A 13,635-nucleotide genomic window follows, 5' to 3' on the forward strand; every position below is an offset into this window, starting at 1 on the left:
TTCACATACATGAACACTGACGTAGGAATCTCGGCACGGCTCGAACGCATCTCGACGAACGGACGATACCTCATCGTCCCGATGGACCACGGCATCACACTCGGCCCTGTCAAGGGTCTCGTGGACATCGAATCGACAATCGACAGTATCACACGCGGCGGTGCAGACGCCGTCCTCACACACAAAGGCACAGCACCGCGCGTCCACCCGAACAAGAACGGCAAAGGGTACATCGTCCACGTCAACGGGTCGACGGTCATCGGACCGGACGAAGAAGACAAACGCCTCACCGGCACCGTCGAAGACGCTCTCCGCGTCGGTGCCGACGCCGTCTCGTTCCACATCAACGTCGGGTCGGAGTACGAACCCGACCAGATGACGCAACTCGCGAATCTCTGTTCTCGCGCCGCAGACTTCGGCGTTCCCGTCCTCGCGATGGCCTACGCTCGCGGCCCCGGTATCGACGAACACGACGCCGAGAGTCTCGCACACGCTGTCCGACTCGCCGAGGAAGTCGGTGCCGACGTCGTCAAGACGGCGTACAGCGGCGACGCGGACTCCTTCAGTCGCGTCGTCGAGGCCACGCGCCTCCCAGTCGTCATCGCCGGCGGCAGTCGCGGCACCGACCGTGAGACGGTGGAGATGGTTCGCGGGACGATGGACGCCGGTGCCGCCGGTGTCTCGATGGGTCGGTCTATCTTCCAGCACGACGACCCTGAAGCCATCACGCGCGCCGTGAGTGCCGTCATCCACGACGATGCCGATATCGACACGGCGCTCGAACGCGCTGGCCTCGGCATCGAAGTCTGACGCTGTCGCCGCGTTTTCTGTCCGACGTTCACCTGCTTTTCACGTTCTGTCGCGCCACGCCCGGAGCGAACGCCACACATAGATGTGGGTCCGGTGCGTAGGGTCGCCGATGCACGTCACGATGTGGGGATTCGACGTGGAACTCGACGAGACGCTGGTCGACGCGTCCCCGTCCGAAATCAGGTCGCAACTGGCCGAATACGAACGCGGCGAGCGAGCGGTGTTCGACCTCCCGGTTCGCTTTCCGGATTCGTTCACCGGCGACGTGATGCGTGCGATGCTGGCGATACCGCACGGTGAGACGCGCACCTACGGTGAGATTGCCGCAGACGTGGACAGTCACCCGGTCCCAGTTGGACAGGCCTGTGGCCGAAATCCCGTCCCGCTCGTCGTCCCGTGTCATCGCGTCGTCGGGGCCGACTCACTCGGCGGATTTTCGGCCGCGGGAGGGGTCGACCTGAAGCGAGCACTCCTCGTCCACGAACGCGACGGCGAGACGGAACAGTCGGCACTGGACGCCTATCGCTGACGTCTCTGTGACCGAGTCGGCGAGTTTGGCGCTGTCTCTTCGCACTCAGTCTCCGTAGCGGTTGCCTCGGACTCAGCGGCCGTCCCACTGCCTGAACCAGTTTTGATATCGCAGTATTTGGTTTATGAGTCGCTGTCGAACGGTTCTGAGTGGGTCTCTCAGCCCGCTGGGGGCCTATTTTCCCCGATATCCTCTGAAAGTGGATGGTCACGCGTCGAACGTCGAACGTCCTCCCGGGCGAGTGTGACTCGAAGCACGGGGTTGTCGAATGAGCACACCTCGGTCGGAACATCCAGCAGTCTCACCGGAGAGTGGTCGAGGAACGCGAGATGTCGCTCCGCGTTCAGCGTCGCTTTCGGCCGCACTGTCTGGTTGGGCGTCCCCCCGACTTCGAATCGGTGTTCTCGAATCGAAATCACGGACGAGGATTCGACGATACCGACACCGGGGTACCGAGACGCCATCATTCGCGTGAACTGCCTGGCGTCCGAATCGCCCGTGCCAGACCACTTGTGAACGTGCGTTGGTGGATGGTGGTCTTCACCGCCCGAACCCCCGGAGTGAAGCACAGAAGATGCACCTTCCTCAGAGGTCATCGAAGTCGGTGCGGACTGCAGTGTGCGCCGTGAATGAACGCTCGGTTGCTGTCTCTTGTTCCACTGCGCAGGCGAGTCCCGTGGTCAAACCGGTGTGTTGTCTGTCGGTCGTTTCGATGGGGTGTTCTTCCTCTCCGATACTGTTCGATGCCTGATGGTGCCTCTTGGACTACGCCTGGAACGAGTGGTGACTCGGTGCTCTTCGCGCAGGTGGTGCCGAATACCCAGCGATGCGCTCTCGACTTCGATTCAACGGTTGTGATGCTGAAACACCACGACGACTGCTCGTTGGAGCACCAGAGCGGTCTTTCCGCCTCCCGTGAAGGCCTGCGTTTCTCCCCTCACGTTGTCTGAAACCCGTCTCATAAACCATATCCTGCGATACAAAATTTCCTCACCGCGGGTAGGCCGACTTCCGGCCGCATCACATCGCTGTCGGTTGATTCATCCGCCACGTTCAAGCCTACCGACCTTGTGTGGTCGATAATGACACGAAGCGTCTGGCTCAAAGCCGACGATACGGTCGGCGACTGGGAGACGCGGAAGCGCCGCATCACGGCGGGCCTCGAATCTGGCGTCGACTGGGTCCTCGTCGACGAAGGCGACGTCGAGAAGGTCCGCGAACTCGGTGACGTGAAGGTTGCCGCGTTCCGGACCGATGCCGATGTCCACGTGATGGAAGCAGAGGGTGACGACGAACCCGACGTTCGCGCCGACGCGTACATCGTCGGGAAAGACGGCGAAGGCGACGGAACCGTCGACCTGCCGTCGGACTTCTCCGGGTCTGCCGACCTGACGACGCTCCGCCGCGACGACGACCCGGCCAGCGGGTCGTACGTCCGCATCCTGAGCAAAGAGTACGAAGCGTTCGCAGAAGCGGCCGCCCGCGACGGCGACTACACCATCGTCGTCGGCGAAGACTGGACTATCATCCCGCTGGAGAATCTCATCGCCCGCATCGGTGAGGAGACTGACCTCATCGCCGGTGTGACCAGTGCCGAAGAGGCACAGGCCGCGTTCGAGACGCTCGAAATCGGTGCCGACGGCGTCCTCCTCGACAGCGACGACCCCGACGAGATTCGCAAGACGACCGAGATTCGCGACGAGGCCGAACGCGAGTCGCTGGACCTCGTGTGGGCAGAGGTCAAAGAGGTCGAACGCACGGGGATGGCCGACCGGGTCTGCGTCGATACCGGGTCGCTCATGGACCACGACGAGGGGATGCTCGTTGGCTCGATGTCCCGTGGACTCTTCTTTGTACACGCAGAGACGGCGGAATCACCGTACGTCGCCTCCCGACCGTTCAGAGTGAACGCGGGCGCGGTCCACGCCTACGCGCGGACCCCCGACGGCGGGACGACCTATCTCTCGGAACTCGAAAGCGGCGACGAGGTGCAAATCGTCGACCAGAACGGCCACACCCGCGAGGCAATCGTCGGGCGCGTGAAGATAGAAAAACGCCCGATGTTCCGCATCACGGCCGAGTACGAAGGCGACCGAATCACGACACTCCTGCAGAACGCCGAGACTATCAAAGTCCACACGCGAGACGGCCGGACCGCGGTCACCGACCTCGAACCCGGTGACGAACTTCTCATCTACTACGAAGACACTGCTCGACACTTCGGCGAGGCCGTCGAAGAGAGCATCATCGAGAAGTAACGCGGTCGGTTCGGAACCGCGGCGGTCGCTCGCCGTACTGCAGTCGACCTACTCCTCGACGTAGTGCCATTCCAGTTCCGTCGCACACCACGGACAGAAGTCGATGTCCTGGTCGAGTTTGCCCCCACAAATCGGACAGGCCGGTTCGCCATCTTTCGTCTGTCCACGAGGGCGCATCCCGACACGATAGGCGTCGAGCGTGCTCAGTAACAACAATCCGATGACGGGCACCGTCACTTCGGTGGGGAGCGTCTCCACCGACGCAGTCGCCGGGTCGGAAAACGTCGAGACCAAGACGAGTCCCGCACCGAGGACGAACGTGAACCACGCGATGGCACGTCGCCACTCCCGGAGGTAGACGTGGCCTGCGCCGGCGATTCCGAGAGAGGCACCTAAGACGCCAACGAGGGCGGCGACTACGGCACGGCGGCGAGCATCGGCCATTGTTCTTTGGCCTCGCTGTCTGTACAGTTAAACGTCCGGATTGTCGGACAGGTCGGCGACGAGCGAGCGAAGTGTCTGTGCGTCGTACTGACCGGGCGCAGTCGCATCTTCGGGTTCGACGGGTGCGTACCCAATCTTCGACCCGTAGACCGGTGCGACGGCGCGAGTGTGCCTCCCCGCTTCTCCCATCGCCATCGTCGCGACGGTGTCACCCCACTCGGTGGCCGTCTGTGTCGCATCGAGGAGGCGAAGCGCGTCGGCGTTCGACCGGGCGGTGACGGCGAGTTTCCCCACGTCGCCGAGTGTCGCCGCCTCGTGTAGTAGTGCGAGCAACTCCGACCGAGGAGGCGTCCGGTCGAAGTCGTGGACGGACGCGACGACTGTCGCGCCCGCGGCGCGTGCCTCCGCGGCGGCATCGCTCCCCGTCTCGTCGCGGAGACTGGCAAGTTCGATATCCACCGCTGCGACGGTGTCGAACTCGGCGGCAGAAACGAGTGCGTCGAGGCGGTCAGATTCCGCGGCGTCCGATTCACCGCCCTCCCACGCAGCGCGGTTCGTCGCGAGAATCGGGAGCGACCCGTCGTACCTGTCGAGGGCGTCGAGTGGGGCGTCTGCGAGGTCCATCCTGAACTCGACGGCGTCTGCAACGTCCCGGGCGGCGGGTTCGTCGGTCAGGTCTGCAGTGCTCGCCGCGAGGACGAACGAATCGAACGACAGGTCCATACCCTTCGTCTGTCCGCCGGTGAGAAAACGGTGTCCGTGTCCGCAATCTCGTCGCAGTCGGTGAGTGTGTCGTCACTCGGTCGGTGGCGGGTCTGCAGTCACTCGGTCGGTGGCGGGTCTGCAGTCACTCGGTCGGTGGCAGGTCTACAGTCACTCGGTCGGCGAGTCCGTCGACGTCGCCTGGTCAGTCTCGTCGACCGGTTCGTGGTCGACGGTGAACAGGTGGTCGTCGCCGGACTGCGACTTCGATACCGACGAGACGGCGTACAGTCGGATGTCTCGTTCCTGTTTAGTGACGACGGGGAAGTCGTAGTGTTTCGCCTCGTATCCGGGTGGGTCGTCTCTGTCGGCGACGAAGGCACGGTGGGCGTCGAGTCGCCGTTGGATTTCGTGTCGCGAGCGGTCTTCGATGTCGTCGATTCGGCCTTCGAACGCACTCACGAGACTGGCGTCGAGGTCACACCCGACCGAGTTCCGTCCCGCGAGCATGGCCGCCAGCGTCGTCGTTCCCGTGCCGGTAAACGGGTCGAAGACGGTGTCTCCGTAGACGGAGTACATCCGAATCAGTCGAAGCGGGAGTTCGACCGGGAACGCCGCAGAACGCTCGCGTGTGCCCGAATCGAGGGTCTGGGCCGTCCCCGTGAACTCCCACAGGTCGGAGAACCACTGGTTTCGCTCCTCCCAGAAGAAGGCACTCTCGTAGCGTCGCTCGTCGCCCGGCGGGAACGACCGGGAGTCGCCCTTTCGGACGATGAGGACGTACTCGTGTTCCAGCGTGACGTAGGCGTTGGTCGGGAGCGTCCCCGACCCCATGAACTTCGTCAGACTGTTCGTCGGTTTGCGCCACACTGCGTCCGGAAGCGGAACGAGTCCTCGTTTGGAGAGTGCGGTGAGAACCCGCGCGTGATTCGGATACTGTCGAAACGACCCGTCAAGACTCCGAGTCGCGTCCCCGACGTTCACACAGGCGATGCCACCCGGCGCGAGGACGCGTTCGACTTCGTCCCACACCGCGTCGAGTTGCGCGTGCATCGCCTCGAAGGCGGCGTCGCCGTCGCCCGCGGCGAGTGCGTCGGCCACCGCCTCGTCGCGCGCCGAAAACAGGTCGTCCCACATCTCTATCATGGGATACGGCGGCGAGGTGACGACGAGGTCAACACTCCCGTCGGCGAGTCCTGTCTCGGCGGCGTCGCCCACGCGAAGGGCGTGTTCCGTGCGCATCGTAGATAGGTGTTCACCCGGCGACAAAATGTTTCTCCTCGGTGAGATATGGCCATCCGGTCTCGGTGTGTTCCATCACCCGGTGCTGTCGCTCGAAGACCGAATAACCGAAAACTGAACCGATAGTCGTCGCTTCGCGCCGTCGATAGCGTCGACGATTCAGACGAGGCCGAGGTTCTCTTCCGCTTCGAGAAGCTCGTGGTAGCGATTGCGGATGGTGACCTCGGAGATGTCTGCGACGTCGCTGACGGCGGCCTGCGTCGTCTTCTCGTTGGTGAGGAGTGCGGCGGCGTAGACGGCGGCGGCGGCGAGGCCGACCGGCGACTTACCCGAGTGGACGCCCTTCTCTTTGGCGTTCTTCAGGAGTTTGCGCGCGCGCATCTTCGACTCGTCGGAGAGGCCGAGTTCGCTGGCGAACCGCGGGACGTACTGCTCGGGGTCTGCGGGCTTGACCTCCAGCGAGAGTTCGCGAGCGATGTAGCGGTAGGTGCGGGCGACTTCGCTCTTTTCGACGCGCGAGACTTCGGCAATCTCGTCGAGCGACCGGGGGACGCCTGCCATGCGGGCGGCGGCGTAGGTACACGACGTGGCGACGCCCTCGATGGAGCGTCCGGGGAGCAAGTCGTCGTCGAGTGCGCGGCGGTAGATGACCGAGGCCGTCTCGCGGACGTTCTCGGGGAGGCCGAGAGCGGACGCCATGCGGTCGATTTCGCCGAGTGCCTGCTTCAGGTTGCGTTCCTTGGAGTCACGAGTGCGGAAGCGCTCGTTCCACTTGCGGAGACGCTGCATCTTCTGGCGCTGACGCGCGCCGAGGGAGTTCCCGTAGGCGTCACGGTCACGCCAGTCGATGTTGGTCGAAAGCCCCTTGTCGTGCATCGTGTTGGTCGTCGGGGCGCCGACACGGGACTTCTCGTCTTTCTCGCGAGCGTCGAACGCGCGCCACTCGGGGCCACGGTCCACGGAGTCGGCGGTGACGACCAGGCCACAGTCGTTACAGACCGTCTCGCCGTGTTCGTCGTCGGTGACGACGTGGCCACCACATTCGGGACACTTCAGCGTGTCGCCCTTGGTGGTCTCTTCTTCGGATTCGGCCTGCTGTCGGCCGTTCTGCTTCGTTTTCTCGTCCTGTGCGCCGGGGTTTCGGGTCCAGATTCGTTCACTCATGGATACGACGGCGGGTGCTCCGGGCGGGGTGGGTAGAGGCGGCTAGAACCCGGATTCTTTCCGTAACACTCACGACCGTAGACGACTGCATAAATGGTTTGGTATCGGCCGCGGATTTTCCCAATTTTGCATGTGTCAGAGGCTCGCACGGGGTAAATCCGAACTCGCCGAAATCGACGGCGTACCGCCGTCGGTAGAAACACGAGACATCTTTTTTCACGTTCCTCCTCGTGGGACGTGTATCTATGGCCGGACCCTCTCGCGTCGTCTCACTCGCACCGAGTGCGACGGCCATCCTCGACGCCGCCGGACTCGCCGACAGGGTCGTCGGAGCGACCGTTCACTCGGCGCTGGACCGCCCCGCTGTCGGCGGGTGGTTGAATCCCGACTTCGACCGCATCGACGCGCTCGACCCGGACGTGCTCTGTACCTGTGACGACCTGCAGGAGGACGTCGCCGCCGAGGCCCGAGACAGGGGCTTCGACGTCGAACACGTCGCACCGGCGACGCTCGACGAGGTGTTCGACACGTTCCCGACGATATGCGACGCGGCCGGTGACGTGGCCGCCGGAGCGTCGCTCGCCGGAGACTGCCGGCAGCATCTCGACAGCGTCGCCACGGCAGTCGCCGACGAGGCACGCCCGACTGTCTACTGCGAAGAGTGGGCCGACCCACCGATGGCCGCGGGAAACTGGGTCCCCGACGTAGTCCGGGCCGCCGGCGGGGCGTATCCGTTTCTCGACGCCGGCGAACGCTCCCGAGAAGTCACACGAGAGGCCGTCGAATCGGCCGCCCCCGACCACGTCGTGCTCCACCCCTGTGGGAAGGGCGAACGCGGTGACCCCGCCGCGTTCACAGCACGAAACTGGGACGTCGACGCCGACGTACACGCCATCGACGACTCACTTCTCAATCAACCGAGTCCCGCGTTGCTGGGCGGTATCGACCGTCTGGCACGGTGTTTCCACCCCGACGCCGACCTGCCCGACCCGTGGTCACCCCCGGCGCGCGAATCCGATGGAAGCATATGACCGCACCGACGCTCTGACCACATGGACATCGCGGTTGGCAGTGGAAATCCGGTGAAGCGCCGCGCAGTCGAACGCGCCACACCCGACGCTACCGTCTCGGCAGTCGCCGTCGAGTCGGGCGTCTCGGAGCAACCGTACGGGAACGACGAGACCATCGCGGGCGCAGTCACCCGCGCGCGCCGCGCCCTCGAATCGGGCGACTACGAACTCGGTGTCGGTATCGAAGGCGGTGTCGCCGCGTATCCGTCGGGTGACGGGACGGGCGACGACCTGTATCTCATCATGTGGTCGGCGGTGACAGACGGCGAGCGTGTCGGACGTGGCGCTGGCCCGACGTTCCTCCTCCCGGACCGCATCGCCGACCGAATCCGCGACGGCGAAGAACTCGGTCCGGTGATGGACGACGTGCTCGGAACCGACGATATCGCGAAAAACGAGGGTGCGGCGGGCGCGTTCACCGGCGGTCGAATCACGCGGGCAGACGCGCTCGAATCGGCAGTGACGGCCGCGCTCGCGCCGTTCCGAAGCGAACTCTACTGAGCGCGCGCCCGCGACTGCACTCGGTTACTCTGATTCTGCGAACTCTCTGTCGCGGACCTCTGCGCTCTCTTCGACGGCCGTCGTCAGCGAGACGTTGAGTGAGAGCATCGACACGACGCCACCGACGAGCGTGACGGCGTTCTTGACGGCGTGGTCCAGGACTGCCGCCGCGAGGGCGGTTGCGGGTGCCACCGGTGCCAGTGCGGCCATGAACACGGTGAAGGCGATTTCGTAGAGGCCGACGCCGCCCGGCGACAGCGGGAGGACTTTCGCGAGGTTGCCGACGCTCACGGCGAAGAAGGCGACGCCGACGAGGACGACGGGGTCGATAGCGACGCCCAGTGCGTAGAGGACGACGATAGCCGTCACCACGTCGATGGTCCAGATGGCGAGACTCGATATCCCGACGAGGCCGAAGGCGGTGCGGTTGCCGGCGACGGCCTGCAGGTCGGAGACGAACTGCTCGATGACGTCTGCGACGTACTCGACGTACGAGTCCGACGAGAACCGGCCGACGAACGCGCGGACGAAGTTCTTGTCGGCACGCGCCGACAGGGCGATACCGACGACGCCGGCGATGGCGACGATGCCGACGCCGGTGGCGACGTAGGCGACGGTCCGAACGTCGTCGGCAGAGACGTCTACGGACCCGCCGCTGACACCCGTCGCGAGGACGGACGCGATATCGGCGAGTCCGCCAGTCGCCGCGAGGCCGACGAGGACGACGCCGGCGAGGCCGGCAATCGTCAACAGGTCGAAGACACGTTCGACGGCGAGTGAGGCGAAGCCAGACGGATACGGAATCCCGCGTCTGGCTTTCACGACGTACGCGCGGACGGCGTCACCGGCGCGGGCGGGGAAGACGAGGTTCCCGGTCTGACTGATGAATATCGCTCCGGTGAGGAAACTCGCCGACTCGCGATAGCCGAGTTCGTTGAGGATGTCGCGGTAGCGCATGCCCCGGAGCGGCCACGAGAGGACGTAGATGCCGGCGGCGGCGGCGACGAGCGCGGGATTCGCCTCCTCGAGGACCGAAAGCACCTCCGAGGGGTCGATGTACAGCGTCATCAGCGCGACGGCGGCGACGGTGAGCAACAGGCCGGCGGCGATAGTCACCCGGCGGTCGATTCGTGGCCGAACCGACAGTTGCCACCACGTTCGGAGAATCTGACTCCCCATCCCGAGGACGTCGCGGACCAGGTCGACTTTCGTGTCCCCTTTCGGTTCCCAGTCGACGGGGAACTCGGCGACGCGAAAGCCCGCACGCTGCGCGCGGACGAGCATCTCGGTATCCCAGAACCAGTGGTTGTCTTCGACGTCGTCACGGAGCGTCTCGAAGGTCGTCCGACTGAACGCCTTGAACCCACACTGGTGGTCACGGAGGTCAGACCGGAGGAAAAAGCGCACGAGGCCGTTGTAGACCTGACTCGGGAACCCGCGTTTGACGGGCCGGTCGGCGACGCGCTCGGGCATCCACCGCGACCCGGTTGCGACGTCGTACTCACCGGAGCGGATGCGTTCGACCAACTCTTCGAGGTGCCCCATGTCCGTCGCGAGGTCCGTATCGAAGTAGACGAGTGTCTCGCCGTCTGCGGCGGCGAAGGCGCGTTCGAGTGCGCCACCGCGGCCGAGTCGTTCGTCGCTGTGGTAGTGTCGAATCCGGTCGTCTTCGGCGGCCATTCGCGTGGCGATTTCGGGGGTTCGGTCGTCGCAGCCGTCTTCTGCGACGATGACCTCGAACGCGTCGGCGGGGAGGAACGATTCGAGCGTCTCCACCGTGACGCGGACCGTGTTCTCGATGGTCCGCTCTTCGTTGTACGCGGGGAGGACGACGCTCACTTCGACGCCGGTCTGGACGGAGTTGGCCGTGCGTCGGTCTGTCGGGCGACCCATTGTCGTCGTATGGCCGCTATCCGGGTATGAATTTTCTGTCTTCGGTCGGGTAACATCCGTCTAGACGGAGTATTCAGTGTGACAGTCTCCCCCGACGACACGTTCGGTCGCTCGACAGTCCGAGTGGCACTGTGGCGTTCGTCTGTCCTCGCCGTGAACTGTCTGGGCTGTGTGGGTGTTAGGCGACCGTACCTGCGGCGGGTCCGATGACCCCTTCGAGCGCACCGTTCGGCGACAAAATCGCACGACAACGTGGTGTTAACCGAGTGTACCAAACCCCTGATAGGCGTCTCTGTACTGTGTGTAGATATGAGCACGACTGCCACCACCGCCGCCGTCGAAGGGAAGTCCCTCGACACCACCAGTTCTCTCTCGGAAAAACAACGTCGTATCCTCCAGTACCTCCGGCAGAACGCGGACTCACAGATGTACTTCAAATCGCGCCTCATCGCCGAGGACCTGGACCTCACGGCTAAGGAAGTCGGCGCGAACATGCGCCCCCTCCTCGACGGCGAGTTCGACGTGGACATCGAGAAGTGGGGCTACTCGTCGGGCACGACGTGGAAAGTCACGGTCTAATCGGTTCTCAGTCCCGGTGACGTGCGGTTCTCCATCGGTCTCCTCCCCCACACGGCTCGTATTTCTGTCACCATTCGTCGAAGAACTCGACGCCGAGATGTTCGGCTATCGAATCTTCGACCTCGTAGCATCCACCCGCATAGGTGGGGCAGGCGACCAGTAGTATCCCGTCACTGACGTACTTCACAAGTCTCGCAGGGGCAGACACGAGGTGGTCTCGGCCCATGTAGTCACTGGCAGTCGGTCCGAAGTACGTACACGGAGCGATTCGTACCGGGGCCGTCTGGAGTTCGGTGTGCGTCACGTATGGAATCTTGAACTCGGACCCTGCGAACGCCAGTTCGGGGTCGATGTCCCGAACGAGTGTGACGAGCAGTTCGAGGAAGTGGAGCATCACCGACTCGTGGGCGAGGACGTATCTGAAACTGGTGACGAGGTCCACGGCCCGAACCGAACCCGGGTCGGAACCATCTTCGGGTGTCACGAACTCGGGATTGCGAAGAAAGATTCGAAGACCTCGGATGCTCCCTTCGAGTTCCTGCGAGAGGCAGATTGAACCGACTCCGACGCCGGCAACAGTCTGAATTCCGTCTTCGAGGCTCCCTGCATCGGGTTCCAGACCGTCATCTGTAGTCGCATAGTCGAACTCCTCGTTTATCGTGTACATACCGGGGTAGATTTCGTCGTAGGTCCACCCGTGGGACTGTATCCCCGCTGCAATCGACGTGAGCAAGTCACCTGCCGACGTCGAGTCGACGTACAGTCGGATCGTGAAATTGGAAGACATGCGGTGAGTTGGTGCCGTGTTCGACCGACGTGGCACCTCGGTGTATCCGACCGTTCTCTGCTCGGAGATGTAACTGTACTGGTGGGTTCAAAGACCGAATCAGTGGTGTCTAGGGGTCGAACCGAATCAACCCGGCGGCGTCGTTGGCGAACGCCGCCGCGTCGGCACCGAAGGAGTCGGCGTAGCGAATCAAGAGTGTGATGACCGTCTCGGGTTCGCGGACGGCGTAGCCATCCTCGCGGGAGAGGAGGCCAACCGCGTCCAGTTCTTTGGCGTACGTGCTCACCGTCGCCCGCGACACGTCGAGCGAGGACGCGAGTTCACTACCGGTGGCCTCGGGGGTTCGGAGGAGGGCGACGAGCATCCCGCGCGGCGTGTCGCGGCGGAGATAGCCGAGGGCGACCTGTTCGAACTCGGTGAAGCGCTCGGCGACGAAGAAGCGTTTGTAGTCGCCGTCGCGGCGAACGTCGAGTGTTCCGTCGTCGACGAGGTTCCGGAGGTGGTACTGGGTCTCACCAGTCCCTAATTTCAAATCGTCGCGTACTTTCGAGAAGTGCGCGCCCGGTGTGGACGCGACGTACCCGACGATAGCGTCACGCGCGTCGCTCGACCCCGTCTCGTCGTCGGTTCCCGACCCGAGGCCGACGAGGGGACTCGCGGCACCGAGAGCGGCGAACCGACGGAGCGTCGCGCGCTTTTCGTCGTCTATCTGTCGATTCGACATCTATGTGGACATACGATACGGCCCGGAGAAAAGCGCTTCGCCACGTCGGAACGTCGGGCTTCCGGACGGTCACGCGTCCTGATGGGTGCCCCCACGGGCGTCACCGCCAGTCGACGACGACTGACTCTACCCGGTGAATCGTCCCGAAGATGAGGAGTTCCGTCGCCGAGACGACGAAGATGCTCGCGAACATCTCCGGTGTCGCCAGTGAACCGTTGTACTCTAAGATGAGATAGCCGATGCCTGCCTGCCCGATGAGGAACTCGCCGACGATGGCGCCCGTGAAGGCGAGGATGGTACAGATTTTCAAGCCGGCGAACACCGACGGCAACGAGGCGTAGCGGTAGACGTTCCAGAAGACCTCTCGCCGGGTCGCAGAGAAGCTCTCGAGCATCTCTACGAGGTCCTCGTCGGCCGACTTGAACCCAGACAGCGAGTTGACCACCATCGGGAAGAAACTGATGAGGAAGCTGATGACGACGATGGACGACATACCGAAGCCGAACCAGATGATGAATATCGGCAACAGGGTGACCACGGGTATCGACCGCACGACGACGACGTACGGGTAGACTGTCGCCTCGAGCGTCCGCGAGTACGTCATCGCCAGCGCCAGTAAGTACCCCGAGACGACTGTCGCCGTGAACCCGGCGAGGAACTCCGAAATCGTCACCCATAGCTGCGACAGGATGACCTCGTGGTTAGCGACGAACGCCCCGGCGATGGCCGTGGGCGTCGGCAGGATGTAGGACTCGACGCCAATCACTGGGAGGCCGAACTCCCACACGACGACGACGAACACCAGCGCTATCCCGGGGAGGACCGTCCGCCGCGACGGGAACGCTGGCGTCGTCACTTTCGGGACGACGTCCGGTGCCGTCAGGTCGGGGAGGTACTCCGACTCGGTTCGTCTACTCATGGGGAGGGGTCCA

15 protein-coding genes are annotated in these 13,635 nt (G+C 63.9%); 6 read left to right on the top strand and 9 right to left on the bottom strand.

Going from position 1 to position 13,635, the window contains the following annotated elements:
* Nucleotides 1–9: 9 nt before the first annotated feature.
* Nucleotides 10–810 (top strand): 2-amino-3,7-dideoxy-D-threo-hept-6-ulosonate synthase, encoded by an 801-nt coding sequence (locus ACK3R5_RS03490; RefSeq protein WP_411965662.1) that lies wholly within the window; start codon nt 10–12, stop codon nt 808–810.
* A 109-nt stretch (nt 811–919) separates the two neighbouring features.
* Nucleotides 920–1,339, top strand: a complete 420-nt coding sequence (locus tag ACK3R5_RS03495; RefSeq protein ID WP_411965663.1) for a methylated-DNA--[protein]-cysteine S-methyltransferase — start codon at nt 920–922, stop codon at nt 1,337–1,339.
* Between the two features lie 158 nt (nt 1,340–1,497).
* Here the strand turns inward: ACK3R5_RS03495 and ACK3R5_RS03500 are convergent, their stop codons facing one another.
* Complete coding sequence (locus tag ACK3R5_RS03500; RefSeq protein WP_411968077.1) at nt 1,498–1,935, bottom strand: hypothetical protein; 438 nt, start codon at nt 1,933–1,935, stop codon at nt 1,498–1,500.
* Nucleotides 1,936–2,421: 486 nt separating this feature from the next.
* Between ACK3R5_RS03500 and ACK3R5_RS03505 the strand changes: the two genes are divergently transcribed.
* On the top strand, nt 2,422–3,597 hold the full coding sequence (locus tag ACK3R5_RS03505) for a 3-dehydroquinate synthase II (RefSeq protein ID WP_411968078.1): 1,176 nt from the start codon (nt 2,422–2,424) through the stop codon (nt 3,595–3,597).
* A 48-nt stretch (nt 3,598–3,645) separates the two neighbouring features.
* Here ACK3R5_RS03505 and ACK3R5_RS03510 read toward each other — a convergent pair whose 3' ends face one another.
* The 4 genes from ACK3R5_RS03510 to ACK3R5_RS03525 all read right to left on the bottom strand — a co-directional run bounded on the left by ACK3R5_RS03510 (nt 3,646) and on the right by ACK3R5_RS03525 (nt 7,149).
* Entirely contained in the window at nt 3,646–4,041 is a 396-nt protein-coding gene (locus ACK3R5_RS03510) for a zinc ribbon domain-containing protein (RefSeq protein ID WP_411965666.1), read from the bottom strand.
* A gap of 27 nt (nt 4,042–4,068) precedes the next feature.
* Nucleotides 4,069–4,764 carry a type I 3-dehydroquinate dehydratase gene (locus ACK3R5_RS03515; RefSeq protein WP_411968079.1) on the bottom strand — a complete coding sequence of 232 codons (696 nt, stop codon included), beginning with the start codon at nt 4,762–4,764 and terminating at the stop codon, nt 4,069–4,071.
* Nucleotides 4,765–4,914: 150 nt separating this feature from the next.
* Nucleotides 4,915–5,985 (bottom strand): DNA-methyltransferase, encoded by a 1,071-nt coding sequence (locus ACK3R5_RS03520; RefSeq protein ID WP_411968080.1) that lies wholly within the window; start codon nt 5,983–5,985, stop codon nt 4,915–4,917.
* Nucleotides 5,986–6,144: 159 nt separating this feature from the next.
* Complete coding sequence (locus ACK3R5_RS03525) at nt 6,145–7,149, bottom strand: transcription initiation factor IIB (protein WP_411968081.1); 1,005 nt, start codon at nt 7,147–7,149, stop codon at nt 6,145–6,147.
* Between the two features lie 245 nt (nt 7,150–7,394).
* Here ACK3R5_RS03525 and ACK3R5_RS03530 point away from each other — a divergent pair, with 245 nt between their 5' ends.
* Both ACK3R5_RS03530 and yjjX read left to right on the top strand, forming a co-directional pair.
* Nucleotides 7,395–8,180 (top strand): helical backbone metal receptor, encoded by a 786-nt coding sequence (locus tag ACK3R5_RS03530; RefSeq protein WP_411968082.1) that lies wholly within the window; start codon nt 7,395–7,397, stop codon nt 8,178–8,180.
* 21 nt (nt 8,181–8,201) lie between these two features.
* Nucleotides 8,202–8,720: an inosine/xanthosine triphosphatase gene (yjjX, locus tag ACK3R5_RS03535; RefSeq protein ID WP_411968083.1), complete on the top strand. Its 519-nt coding sequence runs from the start codon at nt 8,202–8,204 to the stop codon at nt 8,718–8,720.
* A 24-nt stretch (nt 8,721–8,744) separates the two neighbouring features.
* Here the strand turns inward: yjjX and aglD are convergent, their stop codons facing one another.
* Complete coding sequence (aglD, locus tag ACK3R5_RS03540) at nt 8,745–10,613, bottom strand: flippase domain-containing glycosyltransferase AglD (protein ID WP_411968084.1); 1,869 nt, start codon at nt 10,611–10,613, stop codon at nt 8,745–8,747.
* A gap of 309 nt (nt 10,614–10,922) precedes the next feature.
* On the opposite strand from aglD, the gene ACK3R5_RS03545 reads away from it, so the two are divergent.
* Complete coding sequence (locus ACK3R5_RS03545; protein ID WP_411965676.1) at nt 10,923–11,192, top strand: hypothetical protein; 270 nt, start codon at nt 10,923–10,925, stop codon at nt 11,190–11,192.
* A 67-nt stretch (nt 11,193–11,259) separates the two neighbouring features.
* Here ACK3R5_RS03545 and ACK3R5_RS03550 read toward each other — a convergent pair whose 3' ends face one another.
* The 3 genes from ACK3R5_RS03550 to ACK3R5_RS03560 all read right to left on the bottom strand — a co-directional run bounded on the left by ACK3R5_RS03550 (nt 11,260) and on the right by ACK3R5_RS03560 (nt 13,622).
* Nucleotides 11,260–11,979, bottom strand: coding sequence for a hypothetical protein (locus tag ACK3R5_RS03550; RefSeq protein WP_411965677.1), 720 nt, complete (start codon nt 11,977–11,979; stop codon nt 11,260–11,262).
* Between the two features lie 109 nt (nt 11,980–12,088).
* A complete protein-coding gene (locus ACK3R5_RS03555; protein WP_411968085.1) occupies nt 12,089–12,703 on the bottom strand; it encodes a winged helix-turn-helix transcriptional regulator in 615 nt (204 codons plus the stop codon).
* Nucleotides 12,704–12,803: 100 nt separating this feature from the next.
* On the bottom strand, nt 12,804–13,622 hold the full coding sequence (locus ACK3R5_RS03560; RefSeq protein ID WP_411968086.1) for an ABC transporter permease: 819 nt from the start codon (nt 13,620–13,622) through the stop codon (nt 12,804–12,806).
* Nucleotides 13,623–13,635: the final 13 nt, after the last annotated feature.

Origin of the sequence: Haloferax sp. YSSS75 (assembly GCF_046764215.1) — an archaeon.
Lineage (GTDB): Archaea > Halobacteriota > Halobacteria > Halobacteriales > Haloferacaceae > Haloferax.

What these genes read in the sequence shown, in the direction of transcription:
- ACK3R5_RS03490 (WP_411965662.1), top strand. Translation starts at nt 10, where the DNA reads ATGAACACTGACGTAGGAATCTCGGCACGGCTCGAACGCATCTCGACG.
- ACK3R5_RS03515 (WP_411968079.1), bottom strand. Translation starts at nt 4,764, where the DNA reads ATGGACCTGTCGTTCGATTCGTTCGTCCTCGCGGCGAGCACTGCAGAC.
- ACK3R5_RS03505 (WP_411968078.1), top strand. Translation starts at nt 2,422, where the DNA reads ATGACACGAAGCGTCTGGCTCAAAGCCGACGATACGGTCGGCGACTGG.
- yjjX (WP_411968083.1), top strand. Translation starts at nt 8,202, where the DNA reads ATGGACATCGCGGTTGGCAGTGGAAATCCGGTGAAGCGCCGCGCAGTC.
- ACK3R5_RS03500 (WP_411968077.1), bottom strand. Translation starts at nt 1,935, where the DNA reads ATGACCTCTGAGGAAGGTGCATCTTCTGTGCTTCACTCCGGGGGTTCG.
- ACK3R5_RS03510 (WP_411965666.1), bottom strand. Translation starts at nt 4,041, where the DNA reads ATGGCCGATGCTCGCCGCCGTGCCGTAGTCGCCGCCCTCGTTGGCGTC.
- ACK3R5_RS03555 (WP_411968085.1), bottom strand. Translation starts at nt 12,703, where the DNA reads ATGTCGAATCGACAGATAGACGACGAAAAGCGCGCGACGCTCCGTCGG.
- ACK3R5_RS03520 (WP_411968080.1), bottom strand. Translation starts at nt 5,985, where the DNA reads ATGCGCACGGAACACGCCCTTCGCGTGGGCGACGCCGCCGAGACAGGA.
- ACK3R5_RS03525 (WP_411968081.1), bottom strand. Translation starts at nt 7,149, where the DNA reads ATGAGTGAACGAATCTGGACCCGAAACCCCGGCGCACAGGACGAGAAA.
- ACK3R5_RS03545 (WP_411965676.1), top strand. Translation starts at nt 10,923, where the DNA reads ATGAGCACGACTGCCACCACCGCCGCCGTCGAAGGGAAGTCCCTCGAC.
- ACK3R5_RS03530 (WP_411968082.1), top strand. Translation starts at nt 7,395, where the DNA reads ATGGCCGGACCCTCTCGCGTCGTCTCACTCGCACCGAGTGCGACGGCC.
- ACK3R5_RS03495 (WP_411965663.1), top strand. Translation starts at nt 920, where the DNA reads ATGCACGTCACGATGTGGGGATTCGACGTGGAACTCGACGAGACGCTG.
- aglD (WP_411968084.1), bottom strand. Translation starts at nt 10,613, where the DNA reads ATGGGTCGCCCGACAGACCGACGCACGGCCAACTCCGTCCAGACCGGC.
- ACK3R5_RS03560 (WP_411968086.1), bottom strand. Translation starts at nt 13,622, where the DNA reads ATGAGTAGACGAACCGAGTCGGAGTACCTCCCCGACCTGACGGCACCG.
- ACK3R5_RS03550 (WP_411965677.1), bottom strand. Translation starts at nt 11,979, where the DNA reads ATGTCTTCCAATTTCACGATCCGACTGTACGTCGACTCGACGTCGGCA.